Raw genomic sequence first — 23,951 nt, 5'->3', positions numbered from 1 at the left:
AATTTTATTAATTTGAGCAAAAATAAGGTTAATTTTTAAATCAAATGACAACAACATCCATCTCCAGTAAATTTAAACTGTTCATTGGGCTTTTGATCCTTTTTATTGGTATTCCCGAGTACAGCCACTCCCAACAAAATTTAGCCTCCGTCAACCAAGCCCTCCGGTATTCCCGTTATTCCAGGCTTTCTTTGAAAATCATTCCGATCCAAGAGAGCGACCGCTCCTTTTTACTCCAAATGCCCATTGAAAAAATTGAAGAGAATCCGGATTTTGACGACTACATATTTTCCTACACGGTTGTCTCCTCCTATCAGGAAGCTATAACGGACGAAAAAATGATGGTGCTCACCGAAGAGGATTTGAAGTATGACACCCAAAACCATTTTTTCTTCGAGAAAAAAGTCGAAATCCCAATGGGACAGGAATTCGCCATTGCCTTGCTGAAGGTTTCCGACAGGCGGCAGGGAGATGAATATTTCTACCACATTGACCTTATCAGTCCATTTATATTCGGACATCCGGATTTTGGCGCCTATTATGGAAACAACATTCCCTTTGACCAGAGTTTTCTTGTTCAAAATGAAGCTCTTTTGTTCAAAAGCAATTCAGTCATCAACTTGAACCGGTTTTATTATCCCGCCAAATTCGAGGCGCCATTTCCTGCCATGGAAATCAAATCTCCACCTGTGTCCCGACAAGTGGAAGTGGAATATGAAGGGGATTTTTTGATCAATACCCCAAGATCCTTTGAGAAAGAAGGTTATTATTTCATCCAATCTGACACCAACTCCACCAAGGGCTTGATGATCAAAACGGCACCAGAATCCTTTCCAAGAGTTGGCAATTGGGAGGAAATGACCCAGATGGTCGTTTATATTTCCACACGAAAGGAGCATGAGAGCCTCTTGGAAGCGGCGGACAAAAAAATTGCTTTGGACCAATACTGGATCGGTCTTACCAAAAACGAGGAGGCTTCCAAAGACCTGATCCGAGAGTATTTCAGACAAGTCGAATTTGCCAATATCTTGTTTACAGATTTCAAGGAAGGCTGGAAGACCGACCGCGGCATGGTCTATATTGTCATGGGGCCTCCCAATGAAGTCCGGTTTGGACTCGATGACGAAGTATGGAGTTATGGCTCCATGGACTCAAATTCAAAAATTAACTTTACCTTTACACGCGTCAAAAATATTTTGACACCAAATTATTACACACTCAACAGATCCAGAGCCCTTCAACCGGCTTGGTTCAAAAATATCACAGTATGGAGAAGCGGAAAGATGGATTTCTGATAGAAAAAGAAGAAAACGAAAAGGATTATATATTCGGTACCCGGGCAGTGATGGAAGCCATCCATGCCCAAAAAGACATCGATAAAATCCTTGTCAACAAAGACCTCACCAACGAACTCATCAAGGAATTGCTTTCCTTGGCCAAATCGGAGTCTATCCACGTGGTGAGGGTTCCGGAAGCCAAGCTTAACCGCGTGACGCGGAAGAATCACCAAGGCGTGGTGGCCCACATGTCGGCCATTCAATATGCTTCCTTGGACAATGTGATTGAGGAGTGTTTTTCCAAGGGTGTTGCACCTTTGATCTTAATCTTGGATCGAATCACAGATGTGAGGAATTTTGGCGCTATCGCCAGGACCGCTGACTGTGCCGGAGTACACGCCATCGTCATCCCTGAAAAAGGAAGTGCACAGATCAATTCCGATGCGGTGAAAACTTCAGCTGGGGCATTGAATTTCATTCCTGTGTGTAGGGTATCCAACCTGTATTACACCGTCAAAGAGTTGAAAAAAATGGGATTGAACGTGGTCAGCGTCACCGAAAAGACCGAAAGAAAAATGTACGATGCAGACTTCACCATTCCTACAGCCTTGGTAATGGGCTCTGAGGAGGATGGTATCTCTCCGGAATTGATGGGCATCAGTGACGAGTTTGTCAAGATTCCTTTGTCAGGAAACATCGAAAGTCTCAACGTCTCCGTAGCCGCAGGAGTCATGATCTACGAAGCGATCAGACAAAGATCAATTTAGAAATAAAATTTAAAGCGTATTTTTTAAAGACCGAAGGATTTTTATTCTTCGGTCTTTTCATTTGTACCTCCACCCTGTCCTTCCGGTATTTCTTCCTCGATTTCTTTTATCGTCTTTACATTTTCCCTAATCGTTGCAGGCAGGTTTTTGAGGTGAAGGTCTCTTTGTGGAAAGGGAATTTCGATCCCCTGTTCCTTGAAGGCTTTAAAAATCCCAAACATCACTTGATTCCTGATCTCAATCCAAAGATCATAGTTGTCCACCCAAAAAAGCACTCTGAAATCCACCGAACTGTCACCGAAAGTCTGAAGGTAGACTCTTGGTTCAGGTTTTTTCAGGATTTCTTCTTGGTCCAGCTGTTTTCTGAGCACATCCCGCACCAGCTCCATGTCGGAATCATACCCCACTCCAATCAGCAATTCAACCCTCCGCTTTTTGTCCGACAAGGTCCAATTGATCAGGTGTTGGGACAAAAGATCACCATTGGGAATGATGATTTCCGAACCGTCGTAGGCTTGCAATTTGCTGGAACGGATACCGACATCTTTTACCTTACCTGATTTCCCACCCACTTCGATATCATCCCCGATTTGGATAGGTCTTTCGAAGGCCAAGATGATTCCCGAAACCAAATTATTGACGATGGTCTGAAGACCAAAGCCAATTCCCAGGGACAATGCACCAAGAATGATGGTGATCTTATCGATGGGGATCCCAGATGCCCCAATGGCGATCAACATACCCAAAGACAGCACGCCCAACCGGATCAGAAGGATGGATGAGCCCAGCCTTTTGTCCCTTTGATTTGGTTTTTGCTGGTCTTTGATGGAGGCAAAGTAGGCAATATTGTTTGCCAAAATAGATGCCAGGTAAACCACCAAGAAAAAGATGGCTACACTCCCGAAAGTAAAGGTGCCGCTGAACAGGCTCCATGGAGTGGTCAGGAATAATTTTGCTTCGCCCAGAAGAAAGTTGAAAATGGAAAGATTATCCAAAAAATAATATCCCCAAATAATAAAGGCCAAGCCCGAAAAAACCTTTTTTAATCTTTCCTGGATTCCCTGAAAGTCCCAATAGGAAGTATATTCATTGCCCTGTTTTTTACTGACTTCAAATTGAAGATAAATCATCTCCATGATGACCGTGACAAAGATATAAAGGCTAACCGCTTGCACAAAACTCATAGTGGAAGCCACTCCAAGCATTTTGGCCAAGCTGAATCTTCCAAAAACATTGGCTAAGATGGATCCTACTTGCAGGGCGATGTAAAATTTAGCCAAATAACTCAGGTAAATGGGTAATTTCAATTCACTTTTCTTTTGCAAAACCACCAATCTGTTTGCCAAAAAAACACCAATAAAACTCAATGCCAACAGGTGCCATCTTTCTTGAAAAGCGATTTCCCAATACAAATTACTGGCGGTATAGAAAAGAAAAACAAAAATGAACAAGATCCAATTCCAGTACACTTTCCAAGGCTTGTCTTTTTTCAATAAAATGCTTGTCACCAAAACCAAAGCAATCAAGATAACTGTTTCAAATGAAATCGGAGGCTTTGGATAGAAAAACGGCGCCAAAGGCAACACAAAAATCAAGGCGCTCAAAAACTGGAAGGAATTGACAAATTTGACTCTTTCCAGAATGATCGCCGAAAAATCCTTTTCCTGTGTGATTCTTTTGAGGTTGTACCGTATCCAAGCATATAGGGCAAGGGAAATCCCAAACAAAAACAGGCTTATCGGAATATGGTTTTTGAAATATCTGGAAAAAATCACCTCGTTTAAGCGCAATGAATCCCTGAAAATCTCCCCCAATTTCTCAACGTTGGTGAATTCCCTGGGCTCCCAGATATAATTGTTTTCTTTATTGAAGAGTTCTTTTTCCAGTTTCCGTGTTTCAAAGTCAATTACGCTGGACAATTCCTCTATTTTAATGGTCATCGAAGAAATCCGGCTTTGGAAAGATGCGGCCAGCAACCTCTGGGAGGTCAGCACACTGTCCGTTCGGACCATCCTGTTTTTGAGTAGGGTGATGGCCAATTGGTATTCAGGAAGCACGGTAGAGTCTCGAAGACTGTATTGAAAAAGATCATCCTTTTTGACTGCATCCAATTCATCCCGAATAGCGATGAGCTCATTCCCTCTTTTGGTGATTGGCTTTTCCAGATCCAAAACTTGGTTTTTGATACTTGCGAGGAAGTTTTCCAGGGCGGAGAGGTACCTTAGGTTCACTTTTGAACCCCGCACCTCCAGTCTTTCATTGACTGTATTGACCAACCTTTCGAAAAAGGGGATCGATTGCATGATCTCGACTGTATCCAGTTCTTTTTCCAGTTCATTGTTGATCCTGTTCAAAGTGATGGTAAACTCAAGGTTCTTGCGGATACTGCTTTCCACGGAAGCCTTCGGCTGTGCTATGGAGTCCGTTGGTTTTTGACCAGAACTGACCAAGATGCTGTCCGAGGAAGTAGAAACATCAATATTGTCCTGAGCGGAGGCCACATGGGAGCCAATCCATAAGGAGAACAAGAATAAATTCCGGAAAAGGAAGGATACCTTCATCATTTTTAATTGGAAATAAACAGGAATATCAATAGATCAAGTAGAGGAAGTTCAACCCAAAACTTTCGCAAATATGGGCAAAAATTGCTCCAATAGTCTGCCAATACGTCATTATTTTTAAAGAATTAACCAGCTATTTTCTGCCTCAATGTCTTGCTTACTAGGATGGTATAGAATTTTCAATTGTTGAAACATCAGGTTAATTTTATCATTTAAAAAAACAATACGATGAAACTGGTAAACTACAATCAAATGGTGGCGGGCAATCCCCCTACATTCAGCAGCCTTTTGGATAGGCTGTTTCAAGAATCGATAGAAAAAAAACAGAAGACCTTTATCCCCAAGGCAGACATTGCCGAGCGGAAAGAAGCGTTTGAAATCAATGTGTGCGTACCAGGGGTGAAAAAATCAGATTTCAAAATCGAAATCACAGAAGGCAAACTCAGTATTTCAGGGGAAAGGAAAATGGAGGAAAACCTCGGTGAAAAAAATCTCCTCCGCATCGAAACACCCTATGGACAGTTCCAAAGATCCTTTTTACTTCCGGAAGACATCCTTCATGACAAAATAGAGGCTCTTTATGCCGATGGTCTTTTGAAAATCAAAATACCGAAAGCTGAAAAAACAACCTATAAATCAACCATTCCGGTAAATTAATTGATGCGTGGGGAAACCCACACCACTTCTTTTTGTTATAAAAGTACGAACCAAGTTGCCAAAAAACCTGACCTTGTTAAACGTTGTTAATTTAGGTCAATTTCAATCAATTAATGCTTGATTATTGTCAACCAATACTCGTAAATTTCGTGAACCATCCAATAACATAAACTTATCTAGAGATGAATAATAAGCAGTTTTTCTTGGGAATCATTTTGGCTTCTCTCATAGGGGGTGTGATTGCCTTGGCGGGGGCAAGTTATCTGGCCAAGCAGAACTCCGCCACCAATTTCACCGACAAGCAAAATACCAGTTTGGTCAATTGGCTTGCGGATGACAAATTCAGCATTCCCGATGGAATCAACTTTGTGGCCTCTGCCGAAATGGTAACACCGGCGGTTGTCCATGTAAAAAGCAGCATTTCGGTCACCCAAGAAACACAAAGGGGAAGAGATCCATTTGAAGAATTCTTTGGGTTTCCCTCTCCCGAAAGATCGCCACAATCCCGAGAAGGAATGAGTTCAGGCTCGGGAGTCATCATTTCTGAGGATGGTTACATTGTGACGAATAACCACGTGATCCAAAATGCCACGAAGGTGGACATTTCTTTGGAAGACAACACCCGCTATACAGCCAGAGTCATTGGCACCGATCCTACAACGGATTTGGCTTTGTTGAAAATCGAGGCAAAAGGGCTCACTTTCATCAAATTCGGAGATTCTGATATTACAAGAATCGGCGAATGGGTTCTTGCCGTAGGAAATCCATTTGACCTGACCTCAACAGTCACTGCGGGAATCATCAGTGCAAAAGCCAGAAACATTGGCATTTTAAGAAACCCAGACAATAACTTACAGATTGAGTCCTTCCTTCAAACGGACGCAGTGGTCAATCCTGGCAATTCAGGAGGCGCCTTGGTCAATTTGGCGGGAGAGCTGATCGGTATCAATACTGCCATCGCCTCCAGAACCGGCACTTTCAACGGATATGCTTTTGCCATTCCAAGTTCCATTGTCAAAAAAGTGATGGATGATTTATTGGAATTCGGAACAGTCCAAAGAGGTTTGTTGGGTGTACAGATCCAAGACATCAGTCCAGAATTGGAAGAATACCTGAACGAAAAAATCAGTGTTTCCAGAGGCGTCTATGTGATGGATGTGAATGAAGGCAGTGGCGGGAAAGAAGCAGGACTTCAAAAAGGGGATGTGATCGTCGGAATAGATGGCACTACCACTTTCAACGTCGCTAAACTTCAGGAAATGGTCGCCCGAAAAAGGCCTGGCGACAAAGTGGAAGTAAAATACCTTAGAAATGGAAAGGAATTTACCGCCAACGCTTTGCTGAAAAACCTTTCCGGAGATACCAAGATTGTAAAAAAGGAATTGCCCAAGGTAGCGACATTTGCAGGGATCACCTTTGAAGACGTAAACCAAAGCTTGAAAACACGTCTGAAATTGGAGGGCGGTGCTACCATCATCACCCTGAACAATGAAACCTGGAAAAAGTCAGGTGCAAAAACCGGATTCGTCATCACCTCGGTAATCGGAGCGGATGGCAGATACAAAATAACTGGTGCCGATGACCTGATCAGCGTACTCAACAACAATAAGGGACAAGAAGTCGTGGTCCTGGGGCGCTATCCAAACGGACAGGAATATTATTTCGAAGTAATATTAGAATAAAGATTTTCAAAATTTGAGATGTAGGCAGGAAACAGCCGGTCAGTTGACCGGCTGTTTTTTTTGTGATGACAATTCGGATTCATTTTTATTCCCCAAGTAAAACCACAAATTTTCCCTTTTTATTGAATAATGATTTATCTTCATTGATAAGAAAATAAATCCTGAGATTCCAGAAATTTCCTGAGTCAATTCAGTAAAATGGGTTGGAAATAAGACCCCCAATTGACAATTGCCATCAAAATATTATTTTTGAATCAAAAAAAATACGACAAAAGTACTCAGCCATCTCCATATGAAAAGATTCTCCATCGCATTGGCACTTTCCTGCTGCGGCTTCTTCGCATCTGCCCAAACCCCTTCCATCAAAAGCTCCCCACTCCTTACAGCGGCTTCTCCCAAAAGTGTTGGGATTTCACCGGATAGATTGAAGAAACTGGATGCCATGCTAGAGGATGCGATCAAGAACGAAGAAGTTCCAGGCTTGGTAGCATTGATCGCCAAAAACGGAAAAATCATTTACCATGCGGCGAAGGGCTTTTCATCCGTAGAGAATGACAAAGCAATGCCAAAAGACGCCATCTTCCGCATTGCCTCTCAGACCAAAGCCATTACCGCCACCGCGGTGATGATGCTATGGGAAGAAGGCAGGTTCCGTTTGGACGACCCGATTTCCAAATTCATACCGGAATTCAAAAGCCCCATGGTACTTCAGAAATTCCGGTATGCAGACACTACCTTTATCGCTGCGCCTGCAAACAAAGAAATCACCATCAGACATCTTTTGACCCATACGTCTGGCTTGGGTTATGGTGTCATCGACGCAGACGAGAGAATGAAAATGATCTATCAAAAGGCTGGTATTGTGGATCTGTACACCACAGAAAACATCAGTATTGGAGAAAACACGAAAAAATTGGCGGCACTTCCCCTCCACCATCAACCTGGGGAGAAATATGTTTACAGTGAGGGATTGGATGTACTGGGCTATTTGATAGAAATCATATCCGGAAAACCTTATGATGATTTTTTAAGGGAGAGGATTTTTGATCCATTGGAAATGAAGGATACCTGGTTTTACCTGCCTGAAGAAAAATCATCGAGACTGGTCAGCATTCACACCAAAAAAGATGGGAATTGGTCCTCGTTTCCCACCACTTTCTATGATCCAAATTATCCCATTGCTGGGGCAAAAAGGTTTTTCTCAGGAGGGGCCGGCTTGTCGAGCACCGTTCTGGATTATGCCAATTTCCTGCAAATGTTTTTGAATGGCGGTGAACTCAACGGCAAGAGGATCTTGAGCCGAAAAACCATTGACACCATGATGGCCAACCAAGTCGGTGACCTTTGGGGAGGTGGAAACAAACATTACGGATTGGCATTTGGCGTTCTTACCGAAAAAGGAATGGCTGAAGGTGGAAACGGTAGTGCTGGCACTTTCGATTGGGGAGGTTATTTCAACACCCAGTACTTCGCTGATCCAGAGGAACAATTGATCGGGATTTTGCTGAAGCAAACCCAAAACATCAGTGGTGATCAGACCGCCTGGAAATTCAGGCAAATGGTATTTACGCTTGTGGATGAATAGAAAGGATCTTTGGGATTTACGAAAAAAAATTCAGCTCGCTTTCAGCAATTGACCTAAGAATGGATGCTGAGCTTGATTTGGTCAAACATTTGTGCATTGTTGGACATGATTTGTGCCTTTAGATTTTCGATTTGGAGGAGTTCACCCGGCTTGATTTTTCCAGAATTCATGGCTGCCTCCAAACGATTGAGGATTACCTGTCCATCATTCCACTTTCCCAACATGTCGGATAAATCATCCGTAATCGAAACGGTTTTTTTTCCTCCGCCCTTTGAAACCAGCACCCTGTTGTACAGAAGTTTCTTGATGCGCTTGCGTAAAAAATGAAGGTTTTCGGAAAGCAGGTTTTCTTGTTCAAGTATTTTCTCGATTTTCTTCCAGGCAAACTCCATGTATGCCGCCATTTTTTTCCTGTTTATTTTTTTCAGAAAAGGAATGGTTTTTAAGATTTTATCTTGAAGCAAGTCTTGCTTTTTTTGATCATTAATTGAAAAAAAAGATTCTTTTTCCTTCTCTAATGCACGACTCAATTCCAGTCTATAATCCTGCAACGAATTTTCCATAAAAAAAGCGCTCAGCATCTCCTCCTCCACCTGCAGTTCCCTCACTCTCCCTGCCTGTTTAAAAATCAGTCTGAATGGTTTGTATTTTTTTCCCCTTTTAAAACCTGAGACACAAAAATCCACCATTTCGAAAAACGCATTTAGTTTTTTGATTTCAACTCTAAGCTTATGAAAGTCATTTACCGTGAAGTCCTCCTTGGCCTTTCTCAAGAGAAAAAGGATCTCGGCCTCTCTTTTTTTCAAATATTTAACCAATGATTTCATCGATAGGAGAACAAGTCAGTAGGTTCATTTACCAAACCTATATCATTTAAACATAAAAATCCGGGCAAAAAACAGAATGCATTTCTTCCGTTTTTTTGCTCCGATTTTAAAGATAACGATAAGTGAAACGGACTCAAACCTTTACCTGAAAAACAATGGATACGGCCATCCAGTTAGAGGAAATCTCAAGGCGAGAAAATCATCGGCATTCCCAGGTTTTCAAAAATATAAATTGAAAATCAACAACTCTATGTACTTTTCCCACAGACAAAAAAAAAGTCCGCTGAAATCAGCGGACTTTTTAAAGCCATCCTTTGCAGGACATTATTTCATTTTCAACTCGGTTTTCATTTCTTCAATATTCAAAATTTTAGAAATCTGGGTTTTTTCGATCTCTTTGAATTTGGTCAATTGGATATTGATCTGCCGGGTGATTTCTACCCTCACTTCCTCTGCTGAATCGGTAGGCTTAAATTCCCCGGTTCCTGCGATCACATTCAAGTGAGCAAGCTTATTATTGAGTCGGATAGGATAGTTTAAGGGATCCTGGCCACTGCTGTTTTGTGTCTGGTAAAGTTCCTTTTCGATATCAGAAATCGTTTTGACAATCGGATCGATCCTTCTTTTTTGTTTCGGATCTTTTTCTAAAATGGTATGGAGCTCCTCTTTGTATTTTCTGATCAGAATGATGGCCTCATGGGTTTCGGTCAATTTATCCCTAACACTGAGCAAGAAATCAAATTTTGCTTGAAGATCTTCCTGAGTTGTCGGATACCTTTTGTCCGGCAAGACTTTGAAACCATGCTCCTGAGCCTGACCGTCCACAATCAGGCGAACTGAATAATCTCCTGGCACCACCTTAGGACCTCTCAAAGGACCCGACCACATGATCATTCCTTCAAACTTCCTTGCATCAGGAATCCTGAGATTCCAATTGAATTCATTGGATCCGGTTTTGTATTTCAAAGTATCCCCTTCAATGCCCTTTGAGGAAAACTGATGGACAAGTTTTTTTTGTTTGTCGTAAAACTCCAACCTGACTTCCTCCTTTGGTTCGTCTTTTAAATGATAATAGACCAATACTCCTCCAGGTCTGTTTGTCCCAGCCGTAGTGGATTCCTTTCTTACACCATCTAAACTATAAGAATCCTGGGGTTGAAAAAGGTGAAAAGGTTTGCTCCCCACATTTTCTGCCAACTGATGAAAGACGGTCAAGTCATCGATGATCCAGAAACTTCTCCCCTGTGTCGCCGCAATCAAATTGTTTTCTTTGATCGTCAAATCCGTGATGGGCACGATCGGAAGATTCATTTGGAAGCTTTGCCAGTTGGCACCGTCATCAAAGGAAATATACATCCCTGTTTCGGTACCCGCATAAAGGATTCCTTTTTTGGCAGGATCTGCTCTCACTACCCTGGTGAAATGTTGGGCATCGATTCCCTTTACTATTTTTGTCCAGGTTTTGCCGTAGTCGGTGGTTTTGTAAAGGTAAGGTGCAAAATCACCGTTTTTGTAGGCAGTCGCTGCAAAGTACAATCCACCTTCCTCAAAAGGATGACCCTCCATGCTGTTGACTTGGGTCCATTCCGGCAAATCTTTTGGCGTTACATTTTCCCAAGTTTTACCGTTGTCCTGCGTGACATGGACAAGTCCATCATCGGATCCTGCCCAGATCACTCCTTTTTTCAGAGGGGATTCTGCGGCCGTAAAGATTGTGCTGTAATACTCTACGGAAGTGTTGTCCTTGGTGATCGGCCCGCCTGAAGGACCGAGTTTGTCTTTTGCGTTCCTGGTCAAATCAGGAGAGAATGTTTCCCAACTCTGCCCCTTGTTGCTCGATCTGTGAAATTGATTGGATGTGGTATAAAGCACATTGGAATCGTGGGGGGAAAAGAAAATCGGGAAATTCCACTGGAATCGAAACTTCATCCCCTCGGCACCGTGGCCCATCGGATTGTCGGGATAGACATTGACGTTCCTTTTTGCGCCTGACTTGTGGTCTAGGTATTGAAGCAGTCCACCATAATTCCCTCCAAAGACGATGTCATTGTCATTTGGATCTACGGCCAACCAGCCACTTTCACTGCCGGCACTTACTTCCCAATCTTTTTCCGTAATGGCTGCCCCTTCGTTTCTATGGTTGATGCGCATGGTAGAATTGTCCTGCTGTGCACCATAAATCCGGTAGGGGAAATGATTGTCCGTGGTGACTCTGTAAAACTGAGCGGTGGGTTGGTTCATGTACGTGGACCAAGAAGTGCCCCCGTCATAGGAAACCTGGGCACCGCCATCATCGGCGATGACCATTCGCTGATTGTCATTGGGGTCTATCCAAAGATCGTGATGGTCACCGTGTGGCGCACTAGAGGATTTAAATGTCTTTCCTCCGTCGGTTGATTTGTGGTAATCGACATTGACAACGTAGACAATGTTTTCATCCTGCGTGTCGGCATAGATTCGGGTATAATACCAAGCTCTTTGTCTTAGGCTTCTGTCTTCATTGGTTTTCTCCCAAGTTTCCCCGCCATCATCAGAGCGAAAAACTCCCCCTTCGAGGTTTTCCACAATAGCCCAAAGCCTGTTCGAATTCAAAGGAGACACTGTAATGCCCATGATACCCAATAAACCTGCGGGCAATCCTTTGTTTCTGGAGATTTCGGTCCAGTTTTCCCCGCCATCTGTACTTTTGAAGATTTTGGAATTCGGCCCACCACTTTCCAAACTGTAAGGTGTCCTTTTTACATCCCATGTAGTGGCGTATAGGGTTTCTGGGTTGTTTGGATCCAATATCAGATCCACCGCTCCTGCCACATCGCCTACATACAGTTTCCTCTCCCAGGTTTTGCCACCATCCATGGTTTTGTAAACCCCACGCATTTCGGTAGGCTTAAAAATATCCCCCAATAGCGCTGCATAAACAACATCGGGATTGGTTGGGTGGATTCTCACTCTGGAGATAAAACGGGATTCCTCCAAACCTGTTTGGGCCCAGGTTTTGCCGGCATCTGTACTTTTCCACATGCCATAACCGTAAGAAACATTTCCGCGGACGGTTTTTTCTCCACCACCCACATAGATGATGTTTGGGTCTGATTCGGCAACGGTGACCGCGCCTATCGAGCCCCCAAAGTATCCGTCAGAAATATTGCCCCAATTCCTGCCTCCATCTGTGGTTTTCCAGACACCGCCACCCGTGGCGCCAAAATAATAGGTGTTTTTTTCGGAAGCTACTCCCGCGACTGCCGCAGATCGGCCTCCTCTGTGTGGTCCCACCAACCGCCATTGGACGGCATCGTATACTTTTTCATCATAGGTTTGGGCCTTGGTCTCATTTGGCAAGCCAAAAGATAACATCAGGCCACAGACCAAGATCAGCTGTAAAATCTTTCTCATCATTTGAATGGTTTTGTTACCATCTAAATTAGGTTATTAAAACATAAAAAAATTTGAAAAATGACGGTCGGTAAAAAACCACCGAAATTTTCGCAAGTCTGTTTCACAAAAGGAGTTGGGTGATTTGGGTTGAAACTACATTGGCAGCATTTACCGCTGCGTCCATATAACCGCCGTAAGGTTTACCGCTCTCCGCTCCCGCAAAAAACAATTTGTTCCCCCAATGCCCTTGTTGCAAAATGGGATGTCCATTGTTTTGGTGGGGGAGGAGAAAACCGTCATCCTTTGATTTGATAAACTTTCCATCCCAGATATTGTCCTGGTAACTTAGAAATTGTGTTGCTTCCTGACCATAATAATGTTCCAGTTGTTGGATCACCCTGATTTTTCGCTGTTCTATAGTTAAAGAGGATGCACTTCCGTTCAGAAAGCCCTTCAGTGCAAATTTTGAGCCCTCAAAGTTGGTATGGTCGTAGATTTCCGTTGCCAAACCCGATTGGCTGTACACAGATCCCGAATAACCCTTTTGGGTCCAAAACGGAGAGGAATACTCCACGGAGAATTTCACCGATCCGCTCATCCAAGTCTGCACGTTTTGCATCACTTCCAGTACTTCTTTGGGAAATTTTGGCGTGATTTCCACATTGCCCAAAAGCACGCGTGGTGGCATTGCGATGACCAGAATTTTGCACAAGTATTCCTGTCCATTATTGTCCATCAATCTGATGAACTCCCCTTCCTCTCTGATTTGGGTGATTTCAGTTTCCAATTGGATATTTTCGACCCCAATCTTTTCAGCCAAAACCTCGATGATCCGATAGGTACCGTCTTTGATGCGCAAAGAGGATGATCCCGACTCAGGTACAAAATACTGATGGGGAGGCTCGAAGGACATCGTCTCGAAAATGGCGATCCCGGATTCTTTTTGTTTGAAATATCCAAGATCCAACTCTTCCAATAATTTCAGGAGATTTTGATGGACTCCTCCAAACCAGGTTGCGCCCATTTCCATAGGCGTGTTGGCCTTTCCATAGACAGTCTGAATCCTTCCCCCCATTCTATTTTGGGATTCGAGGACTTTGCAGTTTATCCCTTTCTTTTTGAGATTATGGGCAAGGGTCAATCCGCTGAGTCCTGCGCCAATGATAAGGATATCGTTCATTTAATTTTGCTTGTCTTTTTTGTGTGTCAGTGAAAAATTGGTTTCCCTGAAATAAATATTGCGCTTTTATTCCAAAGGGAACTGAGTGGATGCGAATTGGTTCGGTTTTAATTGAAATCCTTTTTTGATCAAGCCCAATATTGTTTACCCCAAAAGATGCATTAGGCTTCCCAAATAGGACTGTAACAACAAAAAAACCGGACTAATTGAATACTCATGTATAGTCCAATAGGGAGAAATCAAAAAGGGTAAACAACCGACTGATTATAAAACAATTTCAGGCCGGAATAAAATTGACAATGCATAAAACGGGTTTAAGGTTTTGCCTTATGAGGAGTCCACAAAAAACCTCTTCGTTGGTTTCGCTCCACTCATGATGACAGGTATTTGCGAGGCAGAAACGTGTCCTTGTGAGTGGAGCGAAACCGATCATTACTTTATTTTCGTAGTATTACGATTTTTTCGTAGGTTTTTTGAAAAAGAAATTTTACATTTAAATTATGGAAGCAATAACCCCCAATGAAGAACAAGTCATGCAACTGCTTTGGCAGCTGGAAAAGGCCTTGATCAGAGACATCCTGAATCTTTTACCTGATCCAAAACCACCGTATACCACCTTGGCTTCCATCATCAAGCAATTGGAAAACAAAGGGTATGTGAATCACAAGTCTTATGGAAAAACCAATGAATACTTTCCTTTGATTTCCAAGAGCCAATATCAGAGCAAAAGCTTAAACAAATTGGTCAAAAACTACTTTGATGGCTCTGCCCAAAACATGTTGTCTTTTATGGTCAAGGAAAATAAAATCTCCGATCAGGATATTCAGGAATTACAAAAACTCATCGAAAACTTCAACAAACCCGAGGAATCATGAATCCAGTTTTGAACTACTTATGGGAAGGCAGCATCTGTTTGGTTGTGCTGTATGGCTTTTACCACATCTTTTTGACAAAGCATACTTTTTTCGGGTGGAACCGCGCGTACTTGCTCGCCTCTCTCGGACTGGCTCTGATCATTCCGCTGCTTTCCTTTGAAGGTGGGTTTTCGATGGAATCGAATCTTCTGTCCACCAATCCAATTTATTTCCTGCCCGAATTTGAGTTTTCGACCAATGCAGAAAGCCAAACCTCCCCACTTTTAAGTTTGCCCCAAATCTTGATGGGAATTTATGGGGTCGGATTCCTCACTGTATTTGTTCGCTTCTCCATCGGGCTGTTCCAGATATTCAGACGGATTCAAGCTTCCGAAAAACATTACCAAGACGGTTACACCATCGTAATCAACCCCAGTTTTCAACCTTCTTCTTTCTTCCATTATGTCTTTTTGCCTCAATACAATCCTGGCGACCATGACCATCAATTGATCCTTGCGCACGAATTCCTCCATGGAAGCCATTACCATACATTGGACCTTATGTTTTTTCAGTTGATGAAAATGGTTTTTTGGTTCCACCCTGTACTCAAGTTTGTGGAGTCAAGTCTCTGCGAAGTGCACGAATACCAAGTAGATGATGAAGTCACCAAATCACATGCAAAAGATGAATACGCTTACCTCCTTCTGAAGCTGGTCATTGCCGAAAGGGGAAAGCAACTCATGAACAATTTCAACCAATTTCAAACCAAAAAAAGAATCCTTATGATGAAAAAAAACAAATCCAATTTACTGCAAAAAACGAGGTTCATGTTCGCCATTCCCTTGATGGCCTTGTTGGTGATTGCCTTCTCCTGTGAAGAATCCAAAGAGGAAGCACTACCTCTAATGATTGATATCCCCATCGATGAAACTGTCCTCGAATCGGTTGGGGGAGAAATATTCGATGTCGTTGAAGTTCCACCAAATCCTCCCGGAGGAATGGAGGGCTGGAGCAAATACCTGGGCGAAAATTTAAAATACCCAACAGAGGCGCGGAATATGGGCATTGAAGGGACTGTTTATGTTGTTTTCGTGATCAATTCCGATGGATCCATCACGAATCCCGAAATCCTCAGAGGAATCGGAGGAGGATGCGATGAAGAAGCGCTGAGAGTCGTCAAAAACTCACCCAATTGGGATGCAGGGACGCAAAGAGCACGCAAGGTGAATGTGCGCATGCGATTGCCGATACGATTTAAGCTTAGCTAATACTCCGATTTTCCTATCCAAAATCGTAAAAGGTGGGCGCTCCGATAAGGAGGGCCTACCTTTTTTAATTAAGAAAAAACCATAAAACAAACAAAACTGTTTTCCGCCAAAATTTGATTTTTTGAACCGGGTTAAAAATGCCTACGCATTCTTTAATTAAGTAAGAAAACACCTGTTTCTTAGGTTTAAATAACGCCCAAATGGAAACCCAAAAGACAATATCGGTTCAATAAATCACAGGAAATAAAATGGTTTTAATTGATTTTCAAAAAGAAATAACTAATTCAAAATTAGAATAAACTACCTTTTTTTATTAGAATTGCAGGAGAAATTGAGACTAAATATGGGATTTGAGGTTCGGGCTATTAACCTTCTTATTGATTCAACTGTTTTTTTAATTTTTGTTTTCGCTTCGGCATTCATCCTTAGGGATTTTGTAGAAATAGAAGACTTCAGAGTGTTAATGATTTTAATTTATTACCTATATTATTTTATATCTGAAACAATCACAGGCCAAACTGTTGGAAAAATGTTTACCAAGACAAAAGTTGTTGGATTGACAACCAATGAAAAACCCAAAGTTTTAAATATTCTTTTACGAACTGCATTGCGATTGGTCCCTCTAGAATTTATATCCTTTCTTTTTTATCAGAATGGATTCCACGATAGATTTTCAAAAACCAAACTTGTTTACAAATAAATTAACCTAACCTTTTAAATTTAAACAAATGAAAAAACTCCTTCATTTCACATTGATTGTTTTGTTATCCGCAAGTGTAACTGGCTGTGCGACAGTTTTTGGTGGTCCAGTTAGTGAATACCAAAGAACAAAGCCACAACCAGGTGAACCACAAAGAGAAGTAAGAGTAGGTGCTTTAATTGCTGACATACTTTTATTTATGCCTGGCTTAATTGTTGATTTTGCTACAGGTGCCATTTACAAGCCACAGCCTACCGCAAATTAGTTTTAGAAGGAAGCCCTCAAATGGGCCTCATAAAAAAATTTGAGGCCCATTTGATGGATTCTTTTAATTGAACCCACTATTTTTTCCCTCTAGAGCAACCGGAATTCATACAAGTCCATTTTTCGAGTAGAAAGATATCATTATCAGAACATCGAAGCTCAAGCACTCGACCCAAAAGAACACAACTAAGCAAACGGTTGAAAAAAAAATTGATAAACCCTATACATCAACAAATACAAAAAGCGGCTTTATTGAACGGTTTCTAAAAAAATGCTGGCAATGACAATTAAAGGCCGAAAAATATTGGCAGGTGGTCCACCAAACATTTCTTGACAAAAGCCATTAAAGCCGAAACACACCTCAGGTTTCCCTATGAGCTTGAAACTATAAAAACCCCAGACTATTAGGAGAATTAGACGTATTGTCGACATGGAGAAGTCTAAAAAAGTAATCAATTGACTGATTATAATGAGATTTAAGGATGGAATGGAATTGGTAATGCTTGACATAGCCTTAACCACTGAATCCGTAATATCCAAGAAATTATTATCTTTCCATTTCAAGCGACCTAAACCTTTTATTGACCATGAAAAGCCTGCTGTTTTTATCACTTTTCTTTCTTTGCTCCTTCTCTTTCGCCCAATCAGACAAAGAAGTGCAAACCGCCATCGAAAGCCTTCGCATTGCCATGATTGATCCTTCCACCGAAGTATTGACACAACTCACAGCATCGAATCTCAGCTATGGTCATTCCAGTGGCAAAATTGAAAACCGAGAGGAATTCATAGAAGCCTTGGTTTCGGGAACATCGGATTTTAAAACAATCATATTGACAGACCAAACGATTTCTTTTTCGGGCAAAAAAACTGCGATTGTCAGACACAAACTCTCTGGCGAAACGCTAGATGGCGGAAGGTCAAACACGGTAAACCTAGGCGTATTGTTGGTGTGGGTAAAGGAAAAAGGAGACTGGAAACTTGCGGCAAGACAGGCTTTCAGACTTTGATTTAAACTCCAATCCTTCAAAAAAATTTGATTGTCTCACATTTCAACAATTTAATTGTGGGGTTTTATTGAAAAGAACCAGTTCCCAAACTTGTTTTTGGGAATTTCCTACACTAGAAAGAAAAAAGAGCTTCTTTTCTGCAGCGATCCACCCCGCTACTCATTTACCATTGGTTTTTGATAGTCTTTATTCCCACACTTGCCTGCGCTTCCATATCAACCCAATTCCCTTCTATCGATAATTTCCCTTGGTATCCCACATGTTGCAAGGCTTGATAATACGGGTGGATATCCTCCCCATGGGTTCCTGGCACAGCTCGACCTTCTTTCTCAGCCACGTGTGCATGCTTGACAAAGCGTCCATACAGTAGGATACTTTCCGGACCCTCTCCCTCCATTTTCATGTGGTAGATATCGACCAGCAACTGGAAATTGGGATGGTTGACTTCTTCCACGATTTCTCCCGCTTCCAGGACTGAATTGATAAAGTTGCACTCTTTTTTATTCAAAGGCTCAAGGACCAAGACCACATCATGTCTTGCTGCGATGGGCCCCAAGGCAATGCCAAGTTGGATAAATTGCTTTCTTGCCTCTTCTTTTGAAAAGCCCTCAGGAACAGACCTTGATCCGCTGCTTCCAAAAACAACGATTCCAACGCCCGCCTTTCTTGCCCTTCGAAAAACAATTTCTGCGTAGTCCAATATTTCTGCATGAACTGCGTCAGGCCCCACACTTTTTAAATTTCCCGGCAAAAAAATGATAAATGACTTGATCGGAAGGGCCGCATTCTTTGCGTCCTCTAAGATTTTCTCGAACTCCTCTTCGCTTTTGGTAGGAACCAAAAAACTTTGGACATTTTCTTCGATAAAAGAGTATCCTGCCTTGGCCAGCACATCCGCATTGGTATAACTTGTACAGACGCCAATTTCGGGTTGGGGAAGTGGCTTGAATACTGAATCAAATGAAAATGACAGCATCGCCAATACCAAAATAGCTGACATACAGGTTGGTTTTTTCAAAAGCAAGTTTCTTTTCGATGCCATATTGAACGTATCTTCTTTACTAAAGCGGGTTTCGCCCTGAATTTTATTTTCAAAAGGATCCTTCTTGATCCAAGAAAGTTACCCATCGGTAAAGACGGAAAGCACAAAAACCCCCCAAAGCCTTTGCATGGCCTTAGGGGTGAATTTAACTGAATTTAATCCTCAACTTCCAACCTGATCACAAGAATCGATTGGTTAGAAGTTGGGACCCTTGTACTGTAAAATATAAACCCCATTCAGGATGGAATCCTTTCACGGGTTATTTCATCAGACTTTGAATCCTTCTCTGTAGGTTCTGCCGACGAATTGGTTTGCATCCTCAAGGTTGGTGATTCTCATGTTTTCCCCATCCCAGAGTAATTTTCTGCGGCCATAGAATTCCATCTGTCCGTTGCTGTTTTCTCTCCTGAGCATGTAGCTTCGGATGGCAAGATTGCCCATCAATACGGTTTCGGTCATCGGGCCGGCATAGTCAAAAGAAGAAGTCAATCCTTTGTGTTCGGTACTGTTGAAACCGGCTTTGCAGGCATCTACCCACTTGCGTTGATGACCATATTCCGGCTCTTGGTTATCAAGTTTATCCGGCCCAAAATCAGTTGTTCCATCATTGAGGTACAACTTGGGCATCATGGGAGAGCTATCATTGATATTGGTCGTAATGATTCCCTTTTCACCTATGATCATGACGCCATTGGCGCTGTTTGTTCCTCCGATGTCGTGGTCGGCAGGGATGATATCCGGATGGGATGGTCTTATCCCACCATCGCTCCAGGTCATTTCTATCGGTGACTTGCTTTTTTCGGTAGCTGCAAAATGTAAGGTTGTAAACGAAGAGGCTGGACATCCTTCAGGGTGGTAATCCGCCGTCCACATTCCCGAATAGACGGAGCCCACACTGCACTCCGCATCGGTGGGATAGCGAAGCCCCAGTGTCCGAAAAGGGATATCGATCAAATGGCAGCCAACATCGCCGAGCGCTCCTGTACCATAATCCCACCACCCTCTCCAATTGAAGGGATGAAGATTGGGTGTGTAGGGTCTGTAGCTGGCCGGACCTAACCATAAGTCCCAATTTAGATCCTTTGGTTTTAGGCTTTCGTCAGGCTTAGGCATGGGACCGCCCTGTGGCCATACGGGACGATTGGTCCAAATCTGCACTTTGGATATTTTGCCTATTTGACCGGAATCCACCCATTTTTTCACCATATCCAGCAAGGGATTCGAGGCCCCTTGGTTTCCCATTTGGGTGACGATTTTATTGTTCCTTGCCATTTCTGTAAGCAGTCTCGCTTCCCGTATATTGTGGGTCATGGGTTTTTGGACATATACGTGTTTCCCCCTTTCCATGGCAAAGGCCGCTGCAGGACCGTGGACGTGGTCCGGAGTGGAAATAGTCACTGCATCAATGTCTTTTTCTTTTTCCAACATTTCCCTGTAATCCGCATATAGCTTTGCCTTGGGAAAATTCTCGATTGATTTTTTTGCCGTGCCGGAAAAATCCACATCGCAAAGAGCAACTACCCTTTCGCGCCCGTTGACGGAGGCGTTCAGGATATCGCTGGTGCCCTTACCCCCTGCTCCGATAGCCGCAAGGTTCAGCTGATCACTGGGCGCTATAAATCCCACCCCACCCAACACGTGCCTCGGCACGATAAAGATGGAAGAAGCAATGGCCGCATTTTTCAAGAATGTTCTACGGGAATTCTCCGAGATTTCTTTTTTGGGTCGTTTCATGGTTTTTGTCAATTGTGTTTAAAGGGTCTTCAAAAATTCGGATCAATCTATGTCCAAGTCAAAATAAAGGTGCGTTGGCAATCTGGAATAAGGGAAAATGAATTCCTTACCGTCTTTTCCCACCCTCCATTGACTTCCCAAGAGAGATAAATCCACAAATATGAAGATAACAATTCTTATCAAAACCGCTTCTTTTAATTATTTACAATTGGTCTATCCTTGTTTAAATGGTATTTAATTTGGTTTTAAGCTCATTTTTCAAATTCTAAAACTGCTTGAAGAAGTAATTAAGGATTTTTCAGCATGACATGTAAGAATCATGAAAATCCTTAAACAGGTTTCATCACAATATCTTTATTTTTTTTATTCTTTTTTATATATTTATTTTTTTATATAATTATTAATATATAAATTTGATTCTATCAAGTAAGAGATAAAAGGTCGAAAGTAAAATTTCGGGCCAGGGTTTAGAACTTGCGATAAAGATATAAAGGGGCTTATACCTTTGGGTAAAAGTCTGAAACGGTTCACCGCAGACATTCCTGAATCAAGCTTCAATTTCGAAAGATTGCGAATGCTAGAGTTTGAAAACCTAAAGTCATGAACCTGGGAAACTGGGCGAAAAGCCATAATAACTGTAGCTTGGCATAATTTGAAGGCTCTGGCCTTCAGGTAATGGAGCGGAAAATCATTCGAAAGGGTTTTTTTCCGCTTTTGTTTTTTCTGCGGGGTTGCTCGGTCAATAGAAAAACTTCACGGCTATTACACCCAATCAACTCAACACCCATAGTTAATCCTTTTCCGTTCCCTCGAACAAAATCTCGGCAAACTTTGCCCCTACCTCCCTTTCCAAATGGTCTTGGTCCCTGAAAAATGCATCTTGCCCCAAATACAAGGAATCATAATCCTGTACCAACAACCCTTCTTTATAAAAAATCTCGTCCGCCCGATAACTTTTTGATCCGATGACTTTGTGAAAAGATTGACTCAATGGAAACCTCACCCCGATTAATTCAATTCCATTTTCTTTACAGAGGGAAATGATGTTTTTCAAGGATGTGGTAAGAGCCATTGACCTGCGATGGCCCGGAAAAAAATCATTTGCACGCGAAATACTTTTTTGGTCTTGGGCCTCCTTCGAAAGTTCAATCCACCTGGTCTTCTTTTGACTTTTCCATTTGGAAAAGTCAAACAACTCCTTTTCCAGAAAATTCCTGATCACCAAACTGTATTTATCATGGAGAAACACGACATAGTAATCCATGTACTTTTCCTCCAAAAAATCAAATAGACCTTGGTGATCCTCCAACTCCGTATAATAGGCTGAACGATCGACATTGTTGAAATCTTCTCGATAAGGGGACAAAGTGTGGTCATCCACGCTGATATACACCTTGGAAACATCCGTATTGGCAATAAGGTATTTGAGCTTCCTTTCCATATCCAAATAGGAATCCCCATGGTCGGAAAAATTGTGTACGTCAAAATCCTCGGTAAAGTCGCCTAAAGGCATTCCGTGAGAATCCGCAAGCAAATAGGTGGGATAGTTCAAATCGACTTCTTCATACCCCCTGATATAAAAAAGCTTGACCAAAATAAAAAGCAATGCATTCACCGCAAGCATAACACCCAAGAAAAACAATGTTTTTGCAATAAATCCTTTCATCTCGTCTTTGGTTAAAATTGAAAATAAATAAATTCGATATCAGCGGAATTATTCCCAAAAATATTGATGACCAAAATAAAGCCCACATACATTGACCATCTGAGTACACGTGTCGATCGAGCCCCCAATTCACTGATCGCGTACTCATTTTCTCTACCCCTCCATTCCAAAATCAAGAAAAGGAAGATGAATACCAAAAGCGTAACTGAGCCTTCCATCGCATAAAGATTGGGTACCGTAAAAAACGAGGTTGAAAATATCCCGCCAACAAACCGAAAAGCATGATCGATGTTTTCGGCACGAAAAAATACCCATGCAAAAGTGGTGAAGGAGAAGGTTGCCAACATGGACAAGAACTCCCTGAAGCTGGGCAAAACCCTCCCTTGGGCCACAATTTCGAGATGCTTCCGATTGCTCCCAAGAAAAAGAGAGGGTAGAAAATAAACAGCATTAAGTGCCCCCCAAACGATAAAAGTCCAATTGGCCCCATGCCAAAAACCACTGACCAAAAAGATGATGAAAATGTTCCTCACTTTTGGCCAAATCTCCACCTGACTTCCACCCAGCGGAATATAGACATAATCCCTAAACCAAGTGGAGAGCGATATATGCCAACGCCTCCAAAACTCAGCTATGTTTCTAGAGAAATAAGGGGTAGCGAAATTTTTCATCAAATCAAACCCAAAAAGTCTGGAGGTTCCGATGGCAATATCGGAATACCCTGAAAAATCCCCATAAATCTGAAAAGCAAAAAAGAAAGCCCCCATTGCCAACATGGAACCAGAAGCAATTTCAGAATTATTGAAAATGGTATTGGCATATTGGGCGCAGTTATCGGCAATCACCATTTTTTTGAATAAACCCCACAGAATCTGTTTCAAACCATCCACGGCCTTTTTTTGGTCAAAGACCCTTTCCTTAAAAAACTGAGGAAGCAGGTTGGATGCCCTCTCAATAGGCCCAGCCACCAGTTGGGGAAAGAAACTCACAAAAGCACTAAAAGCAATAAAATCCCGGGTTGGCTGCAACTTTTTCCTGTAGACATCAATCGTATAACTCATCGTTTGAAAGGTGTAGAAACTGATCCCTACAGGCAATATAATATTCAGGGAGTTGGCCTGTATGGGACTGCCAAGCAAGGAAAAGGTATCCAGGAAATTATCGAGGAAAAAATTATAGTATTTGAAAAATCCAAGGAAGCCAAGATTGACACCTACACTCATCCAGAGCAATAATTTTCGCCGATGTATCTTTTCAGTTTGGGCAAGCCCCAATCCGACACCAAAATCAACAAGCGTACTGAAGAGTATGAGAGCCAAAAATCGCCAATCCCACATTCCATAAAAAAAACAACTGGCCATAACGATCAATAGGTTTTGCGCCCTCAAATTCCGCTTGGCCACAAACCAATACAGAATAAAAACGATAGGCAAAAACACAGCAAAATCAATCGAATTAAAGGCCATAAATGGTGATTTCCACAGGATGATTAGAGAGGTGAATGC

The 23,951-nt window shown here is 42.2% G+C and carries 18 protein-coding genes; 10 read left to right on the top strand and 8 right to left on the bottom strand.

The window, feature by feature from the left end:
- The first annotated feature begins 44 nt into the window (after positions 1-44).
- A complete protein-coding gene (locus tag F824_RS0121170) occupies positions 45-1,295 on the top strand; it encodes a GWxTD domain-containing protein (protein ID WP_019599945.1) in 1,251 nt (416 codons plus the stop codon).
- A complete protein-coding gene (gene rlmB / locus F824_RS0121165; protein ID WP_019599944.1) occupies positions 1,268-2,044 on the top strand; it encodes a 23S rRNA (guanosine(2251)-2'-O)-methyltransferase RlmB in 777 nt (258 codons plus the stop codon). Before F824_RS0121170 ends, rlmB begins: the two co-directional genes overlap by 28 nt.
- A gap of 41 nt (positions 2,045-2,085) precedes the next feature.
- Here rlmB and F824_RS0121160 read toward each other — a convergent pair whose 3' ends face one another.
- Positions 2,086-4,608, bottom strand: coding sequence for a mechanosensitive ion channel family protein (locus tag F824_RS0121160; RefSeq protein WP_022582255.1), 2,523 nt, complete (start codon positions 4,606-4,608; stop codon positions 2,086-2,088).
- Positions 4,609-4,833: 225 nt separating this feature from the next.
- Between F824_RS0121160 and F824_RS0121155 the strand changes: the two genes are divergently transcribed.
- The 3 genes from F824_RS0121155 (at position 4,834) to F824_RS0121140 (ending at position 8,529) form a co-directional block, all read left to right on the top strand.
- Entirely contained in the window at positions 4,834-5,262 is a 429-nt protein-coding gene (locus F824_RS0121155; protein WP_019599942.1) for an Hsp20/alpha crystallin family protein, read from the top strand.
- A gap of 182 nt (positions 5,263-5,444) precedes the next feature.
- Complete coding sequence (locus F824_RS0121150; protein WP_019599941.1) at positions 5,445-6,944, top strand: trypsin-like peptidase domain-containing protein; 1,500 nt, start codon at positions 5,445-5,447, stop codon at positions 6,942-6,944.
- 292 nt (positions 6,945-7,236) lie between these two features.
- Positions 7,237-8,529: a serine hydrolase domain-containing protein gene (locus tag F824_RS0121140; RefSeq protein ID WP_026333844.1), complete on the top strand. Its 1,293-nt coding sequence runs from the start codon at positions 7,237-7,239 to the stop codon at positions 8,527-8,529.
- Between the two features lie 53 nt (positions 8,530-8,582).
- On the opposite strand, the gene F824_RS0121135 is transcribed toward F824_RS0121140, so the two are convergent.
- From F824_RS0121135 to F824_RS0121125, 3 genes are all read right to left on the bottom strand, one after another.
- The gene (locus tag F824_RS0121135) at positions 8,583-9,335 is read right to left on the bottom strand and encodes a CHAD domain-containing protein (protein ID WP_161629737.1); all 753 of its coding nucleotides are present in this window, start codon (positions 9,333-9,335) and stop codon (positions 8,583-8,585) included.
- 345 nt (positions 9,336-9,680) lie between these two features.
- Entirely contained in the window at positions 9,681-12,749 is a 3,069-nt protein-coding gene (locus F824_RS0121130; protein ID WP_019599936.1) for a WD40/YVTN/BNR-like repeat-containing protein, read from the bottom strand.
- A gap of 103 nt (positions 12,750-12,852) precedes the next feature.
- A complete protein-coding gene (locus F824_RS0121125) occupies positions 12,853-13,911 on the bottom strand; it encodes a flavin monoamine oxidase family protein (protein ID WP_019599935.1) in 1,059 nt (352 codons plus the stop codon).
- A 500-nt stretch (positions 13,912-14,411) separates the two neighbouring features.
- Between F824_RS0121125 and F824_RS0121120 the strand changes: the two genes are divergently transcribed.
- From F824_RS0121120 to F824_RS0121095, 5 genes are all read left to right on the top strand, one after another.
- Positions 14,412-14,786 (top strand): BlaI/MecI/CopY family transcriptional regulator, encoded by a 375-nt coding sequence (locus F824_RS0121120; RefSeq protein WP_019599934.1) that lies wholly within the window; start codon positions 14,412-14,414, stop codon positions 14,784-14,786.
- Positions 14,783-16,033, top strand: a complete 1,251-nt coding sequence (locus tag F824_RS28035) for a M56 family metallopeptidase (RefSeq protein ID WP_019599933.1) — start codon at positions 14,783-14,785, stop codon at positions 16,031-16,033. The genes F824_RS0121120 and F824_RS28035 overlap by 4 nt, the downstream gene beginning before the upstream one ends.
- A gap of 343 nt (positions 16,034-16,376) precedes the next feature.
- Complete coding sequence (locus F824_RS28200; RefSeq protein ID WP_019599932.1) at positions 16,377-16,733, top strand: RDD family protein; 357 nt, start codon at positions 16,377-16,379, stop codon at positions 16,731-16,733.
- Positions 16,734-16,761: 28 nt separating this feature from the next.
- Positions 16,762-16,998: a hypothetical protein gene (locus F824_RS0121105; RefSeq protein ID WP_019599931.1), complete on the top strand. Its 237-nt coding sequence runs from the start codon at positions 16,762-16,764 to the stop codon at positions 16,996-16,998.
- A gap of 586 nt (positions 16,999-17,584) precedes the next feature.
- Entirely contained in the window at positions 17,585-18,004 is a 420-nt protein-coding gene (locus tag F824_RS0121095; RefSeq protein WP_019599929.1) for a nuclear transport factor 2 family protein, read from the top strand.
- Positions 18,005-18,167: 163 nt separating this feature from the next.
- On the opposite strand, the gene F824_RS0121090 is transcribed toward F824_RS0121095, so the two are convergent.
- The 4 genes from F824_RS0121090 to F824_RS0121070 all read right to left on the bottom strand — a co-directional run bounded on the left by F824_RS0121090 (position 18,168) and on the right by F824_RS0121070 (position 23,912).
- Entirely contained in the window at positions 18,168-19,004 is an 837-nt protein-coding gene (locus F824_RS0121090; RefSeq protein ID WP_161629738.1) for a sugar phosphate isomerase/epimerase family protein, read from the bottom strand.
- A 309-nt stretch (positions 19,005-19,313) separates the two neighbouring features.
- Positions 19,314-20,780, bottom strand: coding sequence for a Gfo/Idh/MocA family protein (locus F824_RS0121085; RefSeq protein WP_019599927.1), 1,467 nt, complete (start codon positions 20,778-20,780; stop codon positions 19,314-19,316).
- A 790-nt stretch (positions 20,781-21,570) separates the two neighbouring features.
- A complete protein-coding gene (locus F824_RS0121075; protein ID WP_019599925.1) occupies positions 21,571-22,446 on the bottom strand; it encodes a hypothetical protein in 876 nt (291 codons plus the stop codon).
- Between the two features lie 11 nt (positions 22,447-22,457).
- Complete coding sequence (locus F824_RS0121070; RefSeq protein WP_019599924.1) at positions 22,458-23,912, bottom strand: MBOAT family O-acyltransferase; 1,455 nt, start codon at positions 23,910-23,912, stop codon at positions 22,458-22,460.
- Positions 23,913-23,951: the final 39 nt, after the last annotated feature.

Origin of the sequence: Rhodonellum psychrophilum GCM71 = DSM 17998, from assembly GCF_000381545.1 — a bacterium.
In the GTDB taxonomy this organism is placed as follows: Bacteria; Bacteroidota; Bacteroidia; order Cytophagales; family Cyclobacteriaceae; genus Rhodonellum; species Rhodonellum psychrophilum.
The sequence above is the reverse complement of the archived record's forward strand: the minus strand, read 5'-3'. Positions and strand labels throughout refer to the sequence as shown.

What these genes read in the sequence shown, in the direction of transcription:
- F824_RS0121170 (WP_019599945.1), top strand. Translation starts at nt 45, where the DNA reads ATGACAACAACATCCATCTCCAGTAAATTTAAACTGTTCATTGGGCTT.
- rlmB (WP_019599944.1), top strand. Translation starts at nt 1,268, where the DNA reads ATGGAGAAGCGGAAAGATGGATTTCTGATAGAAAAAGAAGAAAACGAA.
- F824_RS0121160 (WP_022582255.1), bottom strand. Translation starts at nt 4,608, where the DNA reads ATGATGAAGGTATCCTTCCTTTTCCGGAATTTATTCTTGTTCTCCTTA.
- F824_RS0121155 (WP_019599942.1), top strand. Translation starts at nt 4,834, where the DNA reads ATGAAACTGGTAAACTACAATCAAATGGTGGCGGGCAATCCCCCTACA.
- F824_RS0121150 (WP_019599941.1), top strand. Translation starts at nt 5,445, where the DNA reads ATGAATAATAAGCAGTTTTTCTTGGGAATCATTTTGGCTTCTCTCATA.
- F824_RS0121140 (WP_026333844.1), top strand. Translation starts at nt 7,237, where the DNA reads ATGAAAAGATTCTCCATCGCATTGGCACTTTCCTGCTGCGGCTTCTTC.
- F824_RS0121130 (WP_019599936.1), bottom strand. Translation starts at nt 12,749, where the DNA reads ATGAGAAAGATTTTACAGCTGATCTTGGTCTGTGGCCTGATGTTATCT.
- F824_RS0121125 (WP_019599935.1), bottom strand. Translation starts at nt 13,911, where the DNA reads ATGAACGATATCCTTATCATTGGCGCAGGACTCAGCGGATTGACCCTT.
- F824_RS0121120 (WP_019599934.1), top strand. Translation starts at nt 14,412, where the DNA reads ATGGAAGCAATAACCCCCAATGAAGAACAAGTCATGCAACTGCTTTGG.
- F824_RS28035 (WP_019599933.1), top strand. Translation starts at nt 14,783, where the DNA reads ATGAATCCAGTTTTGAACTACTTATGGGAAGGCAGCATCTGTTTGGTT.
- F824_RS28200 (WP_019599932.1), top strand. Translation starts at nt 16,377, where the DNA reads ATGGGATTTGAGGTTCGGGCTATTAACCTTCTTATTGATTCAACTGTT.
- F824_RS0121105 (WP_019599931.1), top strand. Translation starts at nt 16,762, where the DNA reads ATGAAAAAACTCCTTCATTTCACATTGATTGTTTTGTTATCCGCAAGT.
- F824_RS0121095 (WP_019599929.1), top strand. Translation starts at nt 17,585, where the DNA reads ATGAAAAGCCTGCTGTTTTTATCACTTTTCTTTCTTTGCTCCTTCTCT.
- F824_RS0121090 (WP_161629738.1), bottom strand. Translation starts at nt 19,004, where the DNA reads ATGTCAGCTATTTTGGTATTGGCGATGCTGTCATTTTCATTTGATTCA.
- F824_RS0121085 (WP_019599927.1), bottom strand. Translation starts at nt 20,780, where the DNA reads ATGAAACGACCCAAAAAAGAAATCTCGGAGAATTCCCGTAGAACATTC.
- F824_RS0121075 (WP_019599925.1), bottom strand. Translation starts at nt 22,446, where the DNA reads ATGAAAGGATTTATTGCAAAAACATTGTTTTTCTTGGGTGTTATGCTT.
- F824_RS0121070 (WP_019599924.1), bottom strand. Translation starts at nt 23,912, where the DNA reads ATGGCCTTTAATTCGATTGATTTTGCTGTGTTTTTGCCTATCGTTTTT.